The organism is Vogesella mureinivorans (assembly GCF_007644035.1).
Taxonomy (GTDB): domain Bacteria; phylum Pseudomonadota; class Gammaproteobacteria; order Burkholderiales; family Chromobacteriaceae; genus Vogesella; species Vogesella mureinivorans.
Window position 1 is genome coordinate 19,773 of record NZ_VMTV02000291.1, and the last position, 18,510, is coordinate 38,282.

Here is an 18,510-nt window from a genome sequence, read left to right on the forward strand (position 1 = left end):
TAGTTGGCCGCATGGCTTACAAAGGGTGCCTCAGGCGATCACTTAACGCGATTCGCCTGCCTTGATGATCTTCATGGTGTTGGTGTGGCCCATCATGCCCACGGTGTCGCCGATGGTGACTACCAGCACGTCGCCCTGCACGACCCGGCCGCGTTCCAGCAGCTTGCGTTCGGCGGCGGCCAGCAGTTTTTTCTGGTCGGTGGCGGCAGGTAGCATCATGGGGAATACGTCGCGGTACATGGCCAGGCGGCGGTAGGTGCTGACTTCGGGCGTGAGCGCGTAGATGGGCACGCCGCAGTTCACGCGGCTTATCCACAGCGCGGTGGAGCCGGTCTGGGTGAGCGACACCAGCGCGCGCACGGGCAGGTGGTTGGCGGTAAACAGCGCGGCCATGGCGATGGATTGGTCTACACGGCTGAATTCGCGGTTGAGGAAGGTGCGTTCCAGCTGGTAGTCGCTGGAGTTTTCCGCTTCCATGCACACGCGGGACATGGACTCGACTGTTTCTACCGGGAACTGGCCAGTGGCGGTTTCGGCAGACAGCATCACCGCGTCGGTGCCGTCCAGCACGGCGTTGGCTACGTCGGACACCTCGGCGCGGGTGGGCACCGGGCTGCTGATCATGGATTCCATCATCTGGGTGGCAGTGATGGTGAGCTTGTTGCGCTCGCGCGCGGCGCGGATCATGCGCTTTTGCAGCGCCGGCACGGCGGCGTCACCCACTTCTACGGCCAGGTCGCCACGCGCCACCATGATGCCGTCGGCGGAGTTGATCAGGTCGTCCAGGTTGGTGATGGCTTCGCAGCGCTCGATCTTGGCGATGATGCGTGCCTGACAGCCGGCCGCGTTGATGAGCGTGCGCGCCATGTACAGGTCGGCGCTGTTTTTGGGGAAGGATACGGCTACGTAGTCGGCTTCCAGCTGCGCGGCCACTTTGATGTCGTCGATGTCTTTGGCGGTGAGCGCCGGGGCAGACAGGCCGCCGCCCTGGCGGTTGATGCCTTTGTTGTTGGACAGCACGCCGCCCACTTTTACCTTGGTGTGAATCTGGCTGCCCAGTACTTTTTCTACCACCAGCACGATGCGGCCATCGTCCAGCAGCAATACGGCGCCCGGCTCTACATCGCCCGGCAGCTCTTTGTAGTCTAGGCCTACGCGGGCGTCATCGCCCAGCTGGCATTCAGCGTCCAGGATAAAGGCCTGGCCGTTGGTGAGCGTGGTTTTGCCGTTGGCAAACTTGCCCACGCGGATCTTGGGCCCTTGCAAGTCCACCATGATGGCCACCGGTATGCCCAGCTTGTCTGCCGTGCTGCGCACCAGGGCGGCGCGGTCGATGTGGTCTTGCGCGGTGCCGTGCGAAAAGTTGAGGCGCACCACGTTTACCCCGGCCTGCAGCAGGCGTTCCAGGGTTTGCGGGTCACTGGACGCAGGGCCGAGGGTGGCGACGATTTTGGTACGACGGGTCATGGTGTTGTCTCCTTGGGTTCTGCCTGCATTATGGTACGAAATAGCCATGTACTAAATTGATTACAGTTAAAGCCGCCTGCGGGCAGATTACGCTTGCATTCGCGGCAAAAAATGCCGTCAGCACCCGCCACCGCCTACCCTGCGGCCAACCCTGGCTATCGCCACGTAGCACGCACACTACCTGGCAGACAAAACAAAAGGCACGCCGCGGCGTGCCTTTTGTGTTTCGGCGGACGCTGTTACACCAGCGACAGGCCACCCAGTACCAGTGCCGCAGCCAGCGCCAGTACCACCACCGCCAGCCAGCCCGGGGCAAAGCGCAGCGGCTTGACCTCGCCTTCCAGCGTTTTATGGCCGGTAATCATCGGCGGTACCAGGTTGGTGTTTTTCAGCTTGCGGTAAGCCACAATGGCCAGTACGTGTACGCCTACCAGCCCTAGCAGCACGTTAAACCACAGCTCGTGCCATTCGGTGACCTGCTCGGCCAGGCTGCTGTCGATGAGTTTGGCCAGCGGGCCGTCGAAGGTGTAGCTGTCCACATCGGCGGCAAACAGGCCCAAGCCCAGCTGCACCAGCAGCGCGCCCAGCAGCGCCAGCACCATCAGGCCGCCCAGCGGGTTGTGGCCGGGCTGCTGGTTTTCGCTGACCTCGCCGCGCAGATAGGCTTTCACCTGGCCTGGCTTCACAAAGTCGGCAAAGCGTGCGCTCTGGCTACCCACAAACCCCCACAGCACCCGAAACACCACCAGCACCAGCATGGCCACCCCCAGCTTGGTGTGGATCTGTAGCAGGCCGTTTTCGGCCGATGCCCACATGCCGACAAACATGGCCAGTAGTGTCCAGTGAAACAGACGGGTCGGCACATCCCATACTTTTACTTTATTGCTCATTTACCCTCTCCCTGTAACGCCGGCTGGCTGCCGGCTGTCCTCATGCAAAATCGATTTTACCCCTACTGCGGTATCAAGTGCTGCAGCATTCCTTAACAAATGTTGGCCGCCATGTGCCAGCGCAGCAAAACGGCAAAATCGGGTAAACTTGCTGTTTTGCTGTGGGGCCTGCGCCCCGACCCTTTCAGGAGAACAATACAGATGTCCCAAGCCTCCCTTATCCAGGATCTGCAAGCACGCGGTCTGATTGCACAACAAACCGACGCGGCTGCCCTCGAAGAACTGCTGGCCAAGGAAAGCGTGACCCTGTATTGCGGCTTCGACCCCACCGCCGACAGCCTGCACCTGGGCCACCTTGTGCCGGTGCTGGTGCTGAAGCGCTTCCAGCAGGCTGGCCACAAGCCTATCGCACTGGTGGGCGGCGCCACCGGCATGATCGGCGACCCCAGCTTCAAGGCCACCGAGCGCAAGCTGAACACCCCGGACGTGATTGCCAGCTGGGTAGAAAAAATCCGCGGCCAGGTATCGCCGTTCCTGAGCTTTGACGGCGACAACGCTGCCATCATGGCCAATAACTACGACTGGTTTGGCGGCATGGGCGCGCTGGAGTTCTTGCGCGATATCGGCAAGCATTTCTCTGTAAACCAGATGATCAAGAAAGAGTCGGTGCAGCAGCGCATCAGCCGCGAAGACCAGGGCATCAGCTACACCGAATTCAGCTACAGCCTGCTGCAAGGCTACGACTTTGCCGAGCTGTACCGCCGCCACGGTTGCCAGCTGCAAATCGGCGGCTCGGACCAGTGGGGCAATATCACCGCCGGCACCGACCTGACCCGCCGCATCCACCAGAAACAGGTATACGGCCTGACCCTGCCGCTGGTGACCAAGGCCGACGGCACCAAGTTTGGCAAGACCGAAGGCGGCGCGGTGTGGCTGGACGCCAGCAAAACCAGCCCGTACGCGTTCTACCAGTTCTGGCTGAACACCGCCGACGCCGACGTGTACAAGTTCCTGCGCTACTTTACCTTTCTGTCCATCGACGAGATCAACGCCATCGAAGAACAGGACAAAGCCAGCGGCACCAAGCCACAGGCACAGCGCATCCTGGCCGAGCAAGCCACCGCGCTGGTACACGGCCAGGCGGCGGTAGACGCGGCACAGCGCATCAGCGCCAGCCTGTTTAGCGGCAGCATCACCGACCTGACCGCATCCGACCTGGCACAGCTGGCGCAGGACGGCATGCCCAGCGTGCAGATCGAGTTGGCACAAGCCGGCCTGATCGACGCGCTGGTAGCCGGTGGCCTGGCCAAGTCCAAGTCCGAAGCACGCACCTTTATCCAGAGCGGCGCAGTGAGCATTAACGGCAACAAGATCGAGGCGCTGGACTACCAGGTAGCCGATAGCGATCGCCTGTTTGGCCAGTACAGCCTGCTGAAACGCGGCAAGAAGAACCACACGCTGATCAGCTGGATCTAAGCACTAGCGCGCTGCGCTGACAGCACGACACAACACCCGGCCCCGCGCCGGGTGTTGTGCTTTTTGGCCGCGTAAAAGCACTGCGGCCAACCCTGACTGGCAAGGTTGGCCGCATTATCGTGCAGGCAGGGATCAGCGCACGCGCAGGTCGGTGTCGCCGCTGGCATCCGCCACGCTGTGGTAGCGCAGCAGGCCGGGTGTATCCGCAGGCAGCGCCTCGGCTACCGGCTTGCCGGCCAGTAGCGCCAGCGCGGGGGCCACCACGGCGGCGCGCAGTGCGTCTTCGCTGTTCAAGGCCGCCAGATCCAGCGTGTAGGTCCATTCCGGCCCGAATGTGCTATCGCTTTCATCCCACCACAGTAGGCTATCGCCCTGCTGCTGCCACGGCTGCCACTGGCTGGCGGGGAAGCCCACGTAGGCATCGTATTCAAAGGCAAACTCGCAGCCCCAGTGCGCTACGTGCAGCACCGGCGCGCACGGCTGGCCGTCTGCGCGCTGCGGCAGGCCGTCGCCGGACAGGCTGATCTGGTAATTGAGCCAGCCGCCGATAAACTCTTTCTTTTTCCTGTTGCGCACCAGCAGACCAAAGCTGCTGGACAGCGCGCTGCGCTCGCCCTGCTGTTGCTGCTGCGAGTGCAGCTGCTCGGCGATCTTGCGGCACAGGCCGCTGGCGGTGATGGCCTCGGCCAGCAGGGTGTCCAGGGTTTGCTGCAGGTTTTTGGCGTGGCGCCAGGGCTCGTTGCCGGTAGTCATGCGTGGGGCTTTCGTGTTCGTTGGGCGGGGCGGCTGGCGCCCCGCTGGCAAGCGCGCAGTCTAGCACAGGCTACCGGCGTGGATGACGGGCAAAAAAAGAGGGGTTGCCCGTCCAAAGGCAACCCCCGCATCCCATCCAGGTCCATCCAGCAGAAGCGATTTGCTGTTGAAACCAGATTATCGAAACACGATTACGGCATGATGACAGGCTGCAGGCTGAGCACTACCTTGCCCAGGTTGCGGTTGTCTTCTACATAGCGGTGCGCGTCGGCCACGGCGGCCAGCGGGTAGACGCTATCCAGCGTAATACGGGCGCGGCCGTCGGCCAGTGCGGGCAGCACCTCGGCCTCCAGCGCTGCGGCCAACCTTGCCTTCACCGCCTCCGGCTGGCTGCGCAGCGTAGAGCCCAGCAGGCGCAGCCGTTTGACCAGCAGCAGGCCCAGGTTCAGCGTGGCGCTGCTGCCGCCCATGATGCCGATCACCACCAGGCGGCCATCCGGCTTGAGCGCAGCGATATTGTCGTCGAACAGCGCGGCGCCTACCGGGTCCAGCACCACGTCTACCCCGCCTTGTGCTTTAAGGTTGGCCGCAAAGCCGGGCTGGCGGCTGTCGATGACCTCGGCCGCGCCCAGGCTGCGGCAAAACTGGCGTTTTTCTTCGCTGCTGGCGCTGGCCACCACGCGGGCGCCCAGCAGGCTGGCCAGCTGGATGGCGGCGGCACCCACGCCGCTGGCACCGGCGTGCACCAGCACCGTTTCGCCCGGCTGCAGCGCGGCGATGTCTACCAGGTTGAACCAGGCGGTCATCCACGCCTCGGGCAGGCTGGCGGCCTCGGCCCAGCTCATCAGGTCCGGCTTGGGCAGCGCGGCGCTGCTATCGAGCAGCGCGTACTCGGCATAGGCACCGCCGGCTACCAGGCCGAATACCGCATCACCTTCCTGAAAGCGCGACGGGCCGTTGACCGCGTCCACCATGCCGGCAATTTCCAGCCCCAGCACCGGCGACGCGCCCTTGGGTGGCGGGTAGTGGCCCTGGCGCTGCACGATATCGGCACGGTTGATACCCGCCGCCAGCACGCGCACGCGCAGCTGGCCGGGCGCCGGCTGCGGCTTTTCGGCAAAGGTAATTTCCAGAGTCTCGGCGCCGCCCGGGGCGGCTTGTGTAACGTGCAGCATGGACATGATTGACCCTCGGCAAAACAAGTAGCATCTCTTGCACTACAATAGCACGCCATGAACCCGACCTGCTTTCACTGCAGCCTGCCCATCCCCGACGGGCAAGCTTTTCCTATCCGCTATCGCGAACGCACCGAACAAGCCTGCTGCGCCGGCTGCCAGGCGGTAGCGCAGACCATTATCGACAGCGGCCTGGCCGACTACTACGAGCACCGCACCGCCGAGCAGCGCCAGGCCGAGCCGGTACCGGCCGAGCTGCTGCAGCAGATGCAGCTGTACGATAACGAGGCGCTGCAGCACAGCTTTGTGCATGTAGAAGACGAGCACATCCGCGAAGCCTCGCTGATGCTGGAAGGCATTACCTGCGCGGCCTGCGTGTGGCTGAACGAACACCACGTGCGCCAGCTGCCGGGCGTGCTGTCGGTAGACATCAACTACGCCACCCACCGCGCCCGCGTGCGCTGGGATACCCGCCAGCTGCGGCTTAGCCAGATTCTGGAAGCCATCAGCGCCATTGGCTACCGCGCCCACCCCTACGATGCCTCGCGCCAGGAAGCGCTACACCAGAAAGAGCGCAAGACGGCGCTGAACCGCCTATGGGTAGCCGGCCTGTCCATGATGCAGGTGATGATGTACGCCTACCCGGTGTACATGGCACCGGATGGCGAGATCGAAAGCCAGTGGCTGTGGATGCTGCACTGGTCCAGCTTTGTGCTCACGCTGCCAGTGGTGCTGTACTCGGCCATACCGTTTTACCGCGGCACCTGGCGCGACATGAAGCGCGGCCGCGTCGGCATGGATACGCCGGTGACCATCGGCATCCTCACCGCCTTCTTCGCCAGCCTGTGGGCGCTGCTGAACAAGGTAGAGCACGGTGTGTATTTTGATTCGGTGTCGATGTTCATCTTCCTGCTGCTGGGCGGGCGCTACCTGGAAAGCATGGCGCGGCGCAAAACCGGCGAGGCCACCGAAAAACTGGTAAAGCTGATACCGGCCTTTGCCCACGCGGTGCCAGCTTGGCCGCAGGATCAAACCCAGCAGGAGGTGGCCGTCAGCCAGCTGGCGGTGGGCGACGTGGTACTGGTAAAACCGGGCGAGACCATCCCCTGCGACGGCGACATTCTGGAAGGCGCAAGCAGCGTGGACGAAGCGCTGCTAACCGGCGAAAGCACGCCGATTGGCAAACAGGCGGGCGACAGCGTGATTGCCGGCAGCGTGAACCAGGCCAGCCCGCTGCTGCTACGCCTGAGCCGCACCGGCAGCGACACCCGCCTGGCCGGCATCGTACGGCTGATGGACCAGGCGCTGGCGGAAAAACCGCGCCTGGCCGAGCTGGCCGACCGCTACGCCGTGTGGTTTGTCACCATACTGCTGTTGGCCGCAGCCGCCACCTATATCGGCTGGAGCCTGGCGGGTAGCCAGGAGCACGCGCTGTGGGTAACGGTGGCCGTGCTGGTGGTGTCGTGCCCGTGCGCGCTGTCACTGGCCACCCCGGCGGCGCTCACCGCCGCCACCGGCCACATGGCGCAGCTGGGCATTCTGACTACCCGTGGCCACGCGCTGGAAACACTGGCGCGCATCAGCGATGTGGTATTCGACAAAACCGGCACCCTCACCCACGGGCGCATGCAGCTGCTGGCCAGCCATGGCTTTAGCCACCCGGACGCGGGCCAGGCGCTAGCCATCGCCGCCGCGCTGGAGCAAGGCTCCGAGCACCCTATCGCCCGCGCCCTGCTACAGGCCGCCGAAGGCACCGCACTACCTGCTTGCGGCCAACGTAGCAACCAGCCTGGCCAGGGCGTGGAGGCCGACATCGCCGGCCAGCGCTGGCGCCTGGGCCGCCCGGCCTTTGTGGCCGGGCTGTCTGGCAGCATCAGCCTGCCCGCGGCCCTGCCCGACAGCGCCACCATCATTGCGCTGGGCGATGCGCGCGGTGTGGCCGCGGTATTTGCCATAGGCGACCAGGTACGCGAAGACAGCGCGGCGCTGATTAGCGCACTGCAGGCACGCGGCCTGCGCGTGCATTTGCTGTCTGGCGATGCAGAGGCCGCAGTCGCCAGCCTGGCCAGCCAGCTGCACATCGCCCACTACCGCGCTGCTGCCACGCCGGAAGACAAGCTGGCTTACGTAGGCAGCCTGCAGCAAGGCGGCGCCCGTGTACTGATGGTGGGGGATGGCGTGAACGACGCGCCGGTGCTGGCGCGCGCCGATGTATCGCTGGCCATGGGCGGCGGTACCGACGTGGCCCGCGCCAGTGGCGACATGGTGCTGATGGGCGACGAGCTGGGCCGCCTGCCACAAGCACTGGCGCTGGCGGCGCGCAGCATGTACATCATCCGCCAGAACCTGGCCTGGGCCGCGGTGTACAATCTGGTGGCCCTGCCGCTGGCCATGGCCGGCTGGGTCACGCCCTGGCTCGCCAGCCTGGGCATGGCGCTCAGCTCGCTGCTGGTAGTGAGCAACGCACTGCGCCTGACCAAACGGAGTAAGTAATGGAAAGCCTGTACCTGTTGATCCCCATGAGCATCGTGCTGGTGTTCTTTATCGGTCTGCTGTTCTGGTGGTCTACCCGCTCCGGCCAGTTTGACGACCTGGAAGGCCCGGCCCACCGCATCCTGATGGACGACGACGACAGCCCGCAAGACAAGCCGAAGCAGCCAGACTGACAAACTAGCCCGCCACCCGCTCGCCAGCTGGCCCGGCAGCGGGCAGCGCGGCCATGGGCTGGCCGGCAACAAAAGGCAGCTGCAAGACAAAGCAGGCACCCTGCCCGCCCGGCTGCAGGCCAATCTGCCCGCCGTGTGCCACGGCAATACGCTGGCAAATGGCCAGCCCCAGCCCGGCATGGCCACTACCCTGCCCCTGGCTGCCCATCTCGAACGCTTCGAATATCCGCTGCGCCTCGGCAGCTGGCACACCGGGGCCCTGGTCTTGCACGCTCAGCTGCAGGCAGCTTTCCAGCCGGCTGATCTGGATATCGATGACCCCGCCTGGTGGCGAAAAACGGATGGCGTTACTCAACAGGTGGCCCAGCAGCTGCAGCAGGCTGCCGTGATCTGCCACCAGCCGCGGCAAAGGGTGGCTGCTGATGTGCACCCGCAGGCCATGCTGTTGCAACACCAGCTCGTGCTGCGCCACGCAGTCTTCCACCAGCAGGCGCAGGTTCAGGCTTTGCCAGTGAAATGGCCGCCGCCCCGCATCCAGCGCCGCCAGGTCGATCAAGCCGTTCAGCTGATAGGCCAGGCGCTGCCCGCTCTCGCTAATGGCCGCCAAATGGGCCGCTACGCGCTGCGTATCACCGCGCGCCAGTTTCAGCCTGGCCATCTCGGCAAAATTCAGCATGCCGTGCAGCGGGGTAAGCAGCTCGTGCGACACATTGGCCAGCAGCCGGTTTTTGGCCTGGCAAGCGTGCTCGGCCAACAGTTTGGCATCGATCAGCGCCAGAGCCTGCTCGGCCAGCGACTGCCCCATATCAGCATGCCCCTGGCGCAGTGCCGCCGCCAGCTGCTGGCTGTCCGATACATCGCGCCCGGTACCACGGTAGCCACCCAGCCGGCCGGTGGCATCGTGCCATGGCATAGCGCTAAGCGAGATATGACGCTGCACGCCATCGGGGCATTGCAGCAAGAACACCTGCTGGCGAAACGGCTGCCCGGCGGCAAACAGCGCGGCCAGACGCTCGCTACTATCGGGCGAGCCCTGCACCGCTTGCAGGGCAGTCCAGTGCAGCCCGTATAGCGACGCCGGGGCAAAGCCCAGCAAAGGCTGTAGCGCGGCAGAGCAGCGCACAATGCGGCCATCGGCGTCCAGCTCCCAGAACCAGTCACTGGCCACGGCCAGAAAATCCTGCAGCGCCTGGCGCTGGCTGGCTGCAGCCAACTGTATGGCCCGCATGCGCCGCCGCTGCCATAGCACGGCAAGCAGCAAACCCAGGCAGACAAAAAACAGGCAAACAAGCACAAGAACCAGCATGATCCGGGCCTTTCCGACACGCACAGGCAAACAGAAACGCCCATACAGGGCAACACAGCATTATGCCATGCGGCTTGTACGCAATAAGGGTAGCGCCTTGTGCCGGTTCACCATTTTGGGCAAACAGCCCCCCATAAGCATGCCGCCATTGCCCTCTCATGCTTGGCCCAGGCATGGCGCTGTACTTTTCACCGGCAACAAAAGCCGCCCGCCAGGCTCGATATGCACGCTTGATACAGCGTAAAATAGCCGGCATTCCGACACCGGCTGCCGGCCAGCCCATACTTCCACATGAAAATACTGATCCTGGGCTGCGGCCAGGTAGGCGCCAGCGTCGCCGAAAACCTGGTAGATGAAGGCAACGACATCACCGTGGTAGACCAAGACCCGAACCTGCTGAAGGTGCTGCAAGCGCGGCTGGATATCCGCACCGTCACCGGCAATGCCGCCCTGCCCGGCGTGCTGCGCCAGGCCGGCGCCGACGAGGCAGAAATGCTGCTGGCGCTCACCCGTAGCGACGAAACCAACCTGCTGGCCTGTGCGCTGGCGCAGCGCCACTTCAATATTCCCACCCGCATTGCCCGTATCCGCGCGACCGACTACGTAGACGGCGACCTGCCGGTGCTGGAGCAGTTTGGCGTAGAGCACGCCATCTGCCCGGAGCAGATCGTGACCCAGAACCTGAAGCGCCTGCTGCAGTACCCGCGTGCACTGCAGGTTATCGATTTTGCCGAAGGCCGCGCCCAGCTGGTGGTGTCGCGCGCGCAGCAAGGCGGCAAGCTGCTGGGCAAACCACTGCGCCAGCTGCGCGAAGACATGCCGGACACCGACTGCCGCATTTGCGCCATCTATCGCGACGACCGCCTGGTGCAGCCCGATGGCAGTACGGTAATCCAGGAAGGCGACGAGGTGTTTTTTGTGGCCGCGCGCGCCGATATTCCCACCATGCTGGCCGAGCTGCGACCGAGTGAAAAACCGGTAAAACGGGTAATGATTGCCGGTGGCGGCAATATCGGCTACCGCCTGGCCGGGCTGCTGGCCGACGACTACGAAGTCAAGATCATCGAATACCGCGCCGAGCGCGCGCGCTGGCTGGCCGAAAACCTGCCGCATGCGCTGGTGCTGCACGGCGAGGCCACCGACGAGGCGCTGCTGGAGGAAGAAAACATCGACGAGATGGACGCTTTCTGCGCGCTGACCAACGACGACGAAGACAACCTGATGTCCACGCTGCTGGCCAAGCGCATGGGCGCCCGCCGCGTGATGGCGCTGGTGAACCGCGCCAGCTATGTCGACCTGCTGGAAGGCAACCGCATCGATATCGTCATCTCGCCCTACCTGTCCACCATCGGCTCCATTCTGGCGCACCTGCGCCGTGGCGACGTGGTAGCGGCGCACCCGGTACGCCGCGGCCGTGCCGAAGTGCTGGAAGTGATCATCCATGGCGACCGCCACAACTCGCGCATGGTTGGCCGCCGCATCGATGCGCTGGACCTGCCGCGTGGTTGCAATATCTGCGCCGTCCTGCGCGATGGCCAGGTGCTGATGGCACACCACGATACTGTGCTGCAGGCCGAAGACCACCTGATCATCTTTGTGCACGGCAGGCACCGCGTAAAACAAATCGAAAAACTGACACAAGTAAAACTGGGGTTCTTCTAGCCATGGCCATACGCGGCATTCACCATGTGGCCATTATTGCGGCCAACTATGCGCGCTCGCGCGACTTCTATCTGCACACCCTGGGCTTTACCCTGGTGTCCGAGCACTACCGTGCCGAGCGCGACTCGTGGAAGTTGAACCTGGCGCTGCCAGACGGCTGCGAGATCGAGCTGTTCAGTTTCCCCAGCCCGCCAGCGCGCCCCAGCCGCCCCGAGGCCTGCGGCCTGCGCCACCTGGCACTGGCCACCACCAGCCTGGACGCCGACATCGCCCGCCTGGCTAGCCTGGGCGTGGTGTGCGAGCCGGTACGCGTGGACGAGTACACCGATCGCCGCTTTACTTTCCTGGCCGACCCGGATGGCCTGCCCATCGAGCTATACGAAGTGCCAGCATGAACAAACTACTACCCATCATCCATGTGCTGTCCAAGCTCATCCTGCTGTCGGCAGTGATGTTTCTGGTGCCCTGTGCCGTGTCGTGGTATTTCCAGGACGGCACCTGGCGGCATTTTCTGCACTCTGCCGCGGCGGGGCTGGTGATAGGCAGCAGCAGCTGGCTGGCCACGCGCCGCTTCGAGCGCGAGCTCAAGCCGCGTGACGGCTTTATTCTGGTTACGCTGCTGTGGCTGGGCTTTACCGCCATGTCGGCCGTACCGCTATGGCTGTACCTGCCCAATCTCAGCGTGACCGACGCGTTTTTCGAGGCCATGTCGGCGCTGACCACCACCGGTGCCACCACGCTGCAGGGGCTGGAACACCTGGCTCCGGCCATGAACTTCTGGCGGCACTTTCTAAGCTGGCTGGGCGGCATGGGCATTATCGTGCTGGCCGTGGCAGTGCTGCCCATGCTGGGTATTGGCGGCATGCAGCTGTACAAGGCCGAGATCCCGGGCCCGATGAAGGAAACCAAGCTGGCACCGCGCATCGGCCAGACCGCCAAAAACCTGTGGTATATGTACAGCGCGCTGACCGTGGTGTGCTTTGTGTGCCTGTACCTGGCCGGCATGACGCCGCTGGATGCGCTGTGCCACGCCTTTACCGCGGTGGCGCTGGGTGGCTTTTCTACCTACGACCAGAGCGTGGGCTACTTTGACTCGCTACTGATCGAGAGCATCCTGATTGTGTTCATGCTGCTGGGGGCGCTGAACTTTGCCACCCACTTTACGGCGTGGCAGCGCAAATCGCTGCGCAGCTACTGGCACGATATCGAGGCGCGCTACGTGCTGGGCCTGCTGGCGGCCAGCGTGCTGCTGACCAGCCTGTACCTGTGGTGGCAGGGGGTGTACGACTTTGGCACGGCGCTGCGCCACGTGGCGTTCAACCTGGTATCCATCGCCACCGATACCGGCTACGCCAGCGTGGACTACGCGCAATGGCCCCTGCTGGTACCACTATGGATGCTGTTCTTGTCCTGCATCACCGTCAGCTCCGGCTCGTGCGGTGGCGGCATCAAGATGATCCGTACCCTGGTGCTTACCCGCCAGAGCTACCGCGAAATGGGGAACCTGCTGCACCCGCGCGCAGTCCTTCCACTAGTCATCGGCGGGCGCACCATCCCGGAGCGCATTGCACTGTCGGTGCTGGGTTTCATCTTTGTGTATTTCATGAGCGTGGTGCTGCTGAGCTTTGTCCTGATCGGCAGCGGTCTGGACTTCCTGACCGCCTTCACCGCCATTCTGGCCTGCATCAACAATGTGGGGCCAGGCTTGGGCCAGGTAGGGCCGGCTAGCAACTACGCGGCGCTTGATAACTTCCAGACCTGGGTCTGCAGCTTTGCCATGCTATTGGGCCGGCTGGAGATTTTTTCCATCCTGATTCTGTTTACACCTGCTTTCTGGCGAAAATGACCATGCAAAAACGCTACTCCCTGCTGGGTTTCGCCCTGATTCCGCTACTGAGCCACGCTCTGGGCGACAGCCAGCTGTTCGACGCACGCGAAGCCTACCGCAAAGGCGACACCGCCACCCTGGCCACGCTGGCCAGCCAGGCAGACAAAGGCCTGCTGGACGCCTACCCGGCCTACTGGCTGGGCCTGAAGACACTGGAAAGCGGCGACAGCAACCCCGCCCGCCAGTTTGTGAACCGCTACCGCAGCGGCTACCTGGTGGAGCGCACCCTCAACGAGCTGCTGGAAGACATGGGCCGCCGCGGCCAATGGGACGACCTGCTCAAAACCGCCCCGGTGCTGGCCGACAATGCCCGCGATGCCGAAACCGTGTGTTTTGTCAGCCTGGCTACGCTGCAAAAACAGCAAAGCATCAAGCCCGACCGCAGCTACCTGGCAGGCAACCTGGCCGATGGCTGCAACCGGCTGATCGATGCCCAGGCGGCACGCGGCATGCTGGATAGTGCCCAGACCCAAGCACGGCTGCGGCTACTGATTGCCGGCAACTTCACCACCACCGCCCGCCGGCTGGCCACAGCGGCCAACCTGGAAGACAGCTTCTTCCGCCCCGGCAGTGCCGAGCAACAAACCCAGGCGCTGATAACACGCGGCAAGAGCGACCTGGCCGGCGCGCTGGCACAGCTATCCGGCAACAGCCAGCTGTCTGCCGCACAACGCGGCTTTGCCTACGGCCAGCTGGGCCTGGTGGCCGCCCGCCGCCTGGACATGCCCACCGCACTGGGGGCCTACGCCCAGGCCGACCCGGCTCAGCTCAACGACGATCAGTGGGAATGGTGGCTGCGCGCCGCCCTGCGCCAGGAAGACTGGGCACGGGTAGAGCAGATCACCCGCGTCATGCCCGACACCCTGGCGGCCAAACCCGCCTGGCAGTACTGGCGTGCCCGTGCCATGAAAGCCCAGGGCCGCATGCAGGAAGCCATGCCGGTATTGGTTAAAACCAGCTTCGAGCACAGCTACTACGGCCTGCTGGCCAAAGAAGAGCTGGGCGTGACGCTGGAAGCGCCACCTACCCGCGTCGTTGTCGACGACGCCACACAAAAAGCCGTCAGCAACGACCCCGCCATCGCCCAGGCGCTGGCCCTGTTTGAGCTGGCCGAGCGCAGCAACCGTAGCGAATGGCGCGAAGAAGGCCGCCGCGTATGGCGCTGGGCTCTGCGCGAGCGCAGCGACCTGCAGCTACTGGCTGCGGCCGACATCGCCCGCCAGCGCGGCCTGTACGATATGGCCATCCTCGCGGCAGAGCGTACCCGCGAAAGCCACGACTTCAGCCTGCGCTACCTGTCCCCTTACCGTGACACCACACGCAGCTACGCGCGGCAGCTGGATATCGATGAGGCCTGGGTGTATGGCCTGATCCGCCAGGAAAGCCGCTTTCTGAACGTGGCACGATCCGGTGTAGGCGCCAGCGGGCTAATGCAGCTGATGCCAGCCACCGCCAAATGGGTGGCCGGCAAGCTGGGCATGCCCGGCTACCAGATCAACGACATCGACGACAATATCCGCCTGGGCACCTGGTATCTGCGCCACGTGCTGGACACCCTGCACAGCCAGCCGGTACTGGCCACCGCCGCCTATAATGCAGGGCCAGGCCGCGCACGGGGCTGGCAGGCCGCCCGCCCGCTGGAAGGCGCCATCTATACCGAAAGCATCCCGTTTAACGAAACGCGCGACTACGTACAGAAAGTGATGGCCAACGCGGTGTATTATGCCGGGGCATTCCGCCAGGATAACGCCACGCTGAAAGCCCGCCTGGGCACCATACCGCCGCGCTAGATGGCGATAGCGCTTCAAGGCAGGCGTGCCACCCGTGCACGCCTGCACCCATTATCAGGGAGTGGAAAATGAACATAGCCATTATCGGCGGCGCCGGCTTTGTCGGCAGCCACATCGCCGAGCACCTCACCCGCGCAGGCCATGCGCTCACGCTGGCCACCCGTAACCGCGAGCGCCACAAGGCCACGCTGATCCCGCTGCCGCAAGCCGAGCTGCGCGAATGCAATGTACACGAGCCACAACAGTTGGCCGCACTGCTGGCCGGCCACGACGCCGTGATCAGCATGGTAGGCATCCTGCACGGTAGCCGCGCCGCGTTCGAACACGCGCACGTACAGCTGGTGGAAAAAATCATCAGCGCCTGCCACAGCACGGGCATTCGCCGCCTGGTACACATCAGCGCCCTGGGCGCCAGCGAGCAGGCCCCCAGCGACTATCAGCAAACCAAAGGCAAGGCCGAGCGCCTGATCGAAGCCAGCGGGCTGGACTACACCATCCTGCGCCCGTCGGTCATTTTTGGCGCTGGCGATAACTTCCTCAATATGTTTGCCAAGCTGGCCGCCACCGCCCCGCTGCTGCCCATAGGCGGTGCCGACACCCGCTTTGCCCCGGTGTGGGTAGACGACGTGGCCCGCGCCGTGGCCGCCTGCCTGGCGCGCCCGGCCACCATTGGCCACAAGCTGGATCTGGCCGGCCCCGGCATCTACACGCTACGCCAGCTGGTCGCCTATGCGGCCAACCTGTCCGGCCACCCGCGTACCATTATTGGCCTGCCGGAGTGGGCAGCCATGCTGCAGGCCACGCTATTGGGCCTGCTACCCGGCCCCGCGCTACTGAGCGCCGACAATGTGCGCTCGCTGCGGGTGGATAACATCAGCGACCAGCCCTTCCCGTCTGCCGAACTGGGCTTTAGCCCCGCGGCGCTGGAAGCCATCGCGCCGCTTTACCTGGGCCAGCAAGAAATCAACCTGACCCGCGACCACTACCGCGCCAAGGCCGCCCGCTGATGAAGTGCTACATCGTTGGCGGTGCGGTACGCGACCGCCTGCTGGGCCTGCCGGTAAAAGACCGTGACTGGGTGGTGGTCGGCGCCACGCCGGAAACCATGCTGGCGCGCGGTTTCAAGCCGGTAGGCAAAGACTTTCCGGTGTTCCTGCACCCGCACACGCACGAGGAGTACGCGCTGGCGCGTACCGAGCGCAAGGTTGGCCGCGGCTACCACGGCTTTACCTTTCATGCGGCGCCAGATGTCACGCTGGAAGAAGACCTGATCCGCCGCGACCTCACCGTCAACGCCATTGCCCAGGACGACGACGGCACGCTGATCGACCCCTACGGCGGCGTGGCCGACGTGCAGGCCGGCGTGCTGCGCCACGTGAGCCCGGCCTTTGCCGAAGACCCGGTGCGCATCCTGCGCCTGGCGCGCTTTGCCGCCCGCTTCGGCTTTGCCGTGGCGCCGGAAACGCAGGCGCTGATGCAGCAGATGGTGGCCAATGGCGAAGTAGACGCACTGGTGGCCGAGCGCGTGTGGCAGGAGCTGGCCAAGGGCCTGATGACCGACACCCCGTCGCGCATGCTGCTGGTACTGCGTGACTGCGGCGCGCTGGCGCGCTTGCTGCCCGAGGTAGACGCGCTGTTCGGAGTGCCGCAACGCGCCGACTACCACCCGGAAATCGACACCGGCGACCACGTGATGCGGGTGCTGGACTACAGCGCCAGCCAGAACCAGCCGCTGCCGGTGCGCTTTGCCGCGCTGATGCACGACCTGGGCAAGGCGCGCACGCCAGCCGATATCCTGCCGCGCCATATCGGCCACGAGCCGCGTGGCGAGGCCCCGCTGCTGGCGCTATGCGAAAGGCTGCGCGTACCGGCCGAGTGCCGTGACCTAGCGCGCATCACCGCGCTGTACCACACCAAGGTCCACACCGCCTTCCAGCTGCGCCCGGACACCGTACTGGGCCTGCTGCGCGACTGCGATGCCCTGCGCCGCCCGGAACGCTTTGCCCAGATGCTGGCCGCCTGCCTGGCCGACGCCCGCGGCCGCCTGCATTTCGAGCAGTGCGACTACCCGCAAGCCGACTATCTGGCCGCCATGCTGGCCGCCGCGCAGGCAGTAGACGCCGGTGCGGTGGCACAAGCCTGCACCGACAAGAAAAACATCGCCCAAGCGGTCGATGCCGCCCGCGTGGCCGCCATCACCCAGGCCAAAAAAACCTACCCCCACCCCGCATGAACTTCACCACCTTACCCGCCACGCTGATGCGTGGCGGCACCAGCAAGGGCTTGTTCTTTCGCGCCGACCAGCTACCCGACAGCCCGGCACAGGTACAGGCGCTGCTGGTACGCGCCCTGGGCAGCCCGGACCCGTACGGCAGCCAGCTGGACGGCCTGGGCACCGGCATTTCCAGCACCAGCAAGATCGTCATCATCGGCCCATCGCAACAGCCTGGCTGCCATGTGGATTACCTGTTCGGCCATGTTGCCATCGCCGACGGGCTGGTGGACTGGTCCGGCAATTGCGGCAACCTTAGCGCCGCGGTGCCAGTCTTTGCGCTGATGCAGCACATGGTGGCCGATGCCCCGGCCAACGGCCCGGTGGCCGTGCATATCTGGCAGGCCAATATCGGCAAAAAGATCATTGCCGAGCTGCATATGCAGGACGGCATGCCGGTCTGGTGGGGCGACTACCGCCTGGATGGTATCGCCTTCCCCGCCGCCGCCATCCGCGTGCGTTTTCTGGACCCGGCTGGTGGCGCCAGCGGCAAGCTGTTTCCTACCGGCAGGCCGCGCGACACCCTTACCCTGCCGGACGGCAGCACGCTGGAGGCCACGCTGATCGACGCCGGCAACCCCACGGTCTTTGTGCAGGCAGCCGACCTGGGCCTGCGCGGCGACGAAACCGGCCAAGCCCTGAGCGCGGAACAGCAGCAGAAGCTGGAATGGGCGCGCTGCGCCGGTGCAGTGATGATGAAGCTGGGGCCAGACGCCGACACCATCCACCGCGAACGCCCGGCCACGCCCAAGATCAGCTTTCTGTCCCCGGCCAGCCAGCCCGGCTGCGCCCTGACCGCCCGCATCGTGTCCATGGGCCGCCTGCACCACGCCTATACCGGCACGGGTGCCATTGCGCTGGCAGCAGCAGCAGCCATCAAAAACACCCTGGCCGCCGAGCTGTGCGGCGCCCCGGTACGCGGCCAACCTTTCACCTTTGCCCACGCCAGCGGCAGCCAGACACTGGAAGCCACCATGCAGCGCCACGGCCGTAGCTGGAAGGTAGAAGAAGTCGCCATGACCCGCCACGCCCGGCCGCTAATGCAGGGCACGCTGTACATACCCCAGCAGCCTTAAACAAGCCGCCACATGAAAAGCCCCTGTACACGGCCAGGTACAGGGGCTTTTTGGTACGGCTGCCACGCCGGGCAGCTACACGGTGTACC

At 64.7% G+C, this 18,510-nt stretch carries 15 protein-coding genes; 10 read left to right on the forward strand and 5 right to left on the reverse strand.

Features of this window, described 5'->3' with window-relative positions; translation table 11 throughout:
- Nucleotides 1–42: 42 nt before the first annotated feature.
- Together pyk and FLQ44_RS08475 are read right to left on the reverse strand one after the other, a co-directional pair.
- Complete coding sequence (gene pyk / locus FLQ44_RS08470) at nt 43–1,467, reverse strand: pyruvate kinase (RefSeq protein ID WP_147694008.1); 1,425 nt, start codon at nt 1,465–1,467, stop codon at nt 43–45.
- 239 nt (nt 1,468–1,706) lie between these two features.
- A complete protein-coding gene (locus FLQ44_RS08475) occupies nt 1,707–2,357 on the reverse strand; it encodes a cytochrome b/b6 domain-containing protein (RefSeq protein ID WP_147694009.1) in 651 nt (216 codons plus the stop codon).
- 201 nt (nt 2,358–2,558) lie between these two features.
- Here FLQ44_RS08475 and tyrS point away from each other — a divergent pair, with 201 nt between their 5' ends.
- Nucleotides 2,559–3,833, forward strand: a complete 1,275-nt coding sequence (gene tyrS / locus FLQ44_RS08480) for a tyrosine--tRNA ligase (protein ID WP_147694010.1) — start codon at nt 2,559–2,561, stop codon at nt 3,831–3,833.
- A gap of 132 nt (nt 3,834–3,965) precedes the next feature.
- On the opposite strand, the gene FLQ44_RS08485 is transcribed toward tyrS, so the two are convergent.
- Together FLQ44_RS08485 and FLQ44_RS08490 are read right to left on the reverse strand one after the other, a co-directional pair.
- Nucleotides 3,966–4,586 (reverse strand): hypothetical protein, encoded by a 621-nt coding sequence (locus tag FLQ44_RS08485; protein ID WP_147694011.1) that lies wholly within the window; start codon nt 4,584–4,586, stop codon nt 3,966–3,968.
- 191 nt (nt 4,587–4,777) lie between these two features.
- Nucleotides 4,778–5,767 carry an NAD(P)H-quinone oxidoreductase gene (locus tag FLQ44_RS08490; protein ID WP_147694012.1) on the reverse strand — a complete coding sequence of 330 codons (990 nt, stop codon included), beginning with the start codon at nt 5,765–5,767 and terminating at the stop codon, nt 4,778–4,780.
- Between the two features lie 51 nt (nt 5,768–5,818).
- Here FLQ44_RS08490 and FLQ44_RS08495 point away from each other — a divergent pair, with 51 nt between their 5' ends.
- The gene (locus FLQ44_RS08495) at nt 5,819–8,254 is read left to right on the forward strand and encodes a heavy metal translocating P-type ATPase (protein WP_147694013.1); all 2,436 of its coding nucleotides are present in this window, start codon (nt 5,819–5,821) and stop codon (nt 8,252–8,254) included.
- Nucleotides 8,254–8,427 (forward strand): cbb3-type cytochrome oxidase assembly protein CcoS, encoded by a 174-nt coding sequence (ccoS, locus tag FLQ44_RS08500; RefSeq protein WP_147687931.1) that lies wholly within the window; start codon nt 8,254–8,256, stop codon nt 8,425–8,427. The genes FLQ44_RS08495 and ccoS overlap by 1 nt, the downstream gene beginning before the upstream one ends.
- Before the next feature lie 4 nt (nt 8,428–8,431).
- Here the strand turns inward: ccoS and FLQ44_RS08505 are convergent, their stop codons facing one another.
- A complete protein-coding gene (locus FLQ44_RS08505; RefSeq protein WP_147694014.1) occupies nt 8,432–9,733 on the reverse strand; it encodes a PAS domain-containing sensor histidine kinase in 1,302 nt (433 codons plus the stop codon).
- A gap of 291 nt (nt 9,734–10,024) precedes the next feature.
- Here FLQ44_RS08505 and trkA point away from each other — a divergent pair, with 291 nt between their 5' ends.
- The 7 genes from trkA to FLQ44_RS08540 all read left to right on the forward strand — a co-directional run bounded on the left by trkA (nt 10,025) and on the right by FLQ44_RS08540 (nt 18,421).
- The gene (trkA, locus tag FLQ44_RS08510; protein WP_147694015.1) at nt 10,025–11,395 is read left to right on the forward strand and encodes a Trk system potassium transporter TrkA; all 1,371 of its coding nucleotides are present in this window, start codon (nt 10,025–10,027) and stop codon (nt 11,393–11,395) included.
- Between the two features lie 2 nt (nt 11,396–11,397).
- Nucleotides 11,398–11,790, forward strand: a complete 393-nt coding sequence (gloA2, locus tag FLQ44_RS08515; RefSeq protein WP_206208768.1) for an SMU1112c/YaeR family gloxylase I-like metalloprotein — start codon at nt 11,398–11,400, stop codon at nt 11,788–11,790.
- Nucleotides 11,787–13,241: a TrkH family potassium uptake protein gene (locus FLQ44_RS08520; RefSeq protein ID WP_147694016.1), complete on the forward strand. Its 1,455-nt coding sequence runs from the start codon at nt 11,787–11,789 to the stop codon at nt 13,239–13,241. Before gloA2 ends, FLQ44_RS08520 begins: the two co-directional genes overlap by 4 nt.
- A 2-nt stretch (nt 13,242–13,243) precedes the next feature.
- Nucleotides 13,244–15,073, forward strand: a complete 1,830-nt coding sequence (locus tag FLQ44_RS08525; protein WP_170252886.1) for a lytic transglycosylase domain-containing protein — start codon at nt 13,244–13,246, stop codon at nt 15,071–15,073.
- 68 nt (nt 15,074–15,141) lie between these two features.
- Nucleotides 15,142–16,080, forward strand: coding sequence for a complex I NDUFA9 subunit family protein (locus tag FLQ44_RS08530; RefSeq protein ID WP_147694018.1), 939 nt, complete (start codon nt 15,142–15,144; stop codon nt 16,078–16,080).
- Nucleotides 16,080–17,306: a multifunctional CCA addition/repair protein gene (locus FLQ44_RS08535; RefSeq protein ID WP_147694019.1), complete on the forward strand. Its 1,227-nt coding sequence runs from the start codon at nt 16,080–16,082 to the stop codon at nt 17,304–17,306. Before FLQ44_RS08530 ends, FLQ44_RS08535 begins: the two co-directional genes overlap by 1 nt.
- Nucleotides 17,303–18,421, forward strand: a complete 1,119-nt coding sequence (locus FLQ44_RS08540) for a PrpF domain-containing protein (protein WP_147694020.1) — start codon at nt 17,303–17,305, stop codon at nt 18,419–18,421. The genes FLQ44_RS08535 and FLQ44_RS08540 overlap by 4 nt, the downstream gene beginning before the upstream one ends.
- The last annotated feature ends 89 nt before the right edge of the window (nt 18,422–18,510 follow it).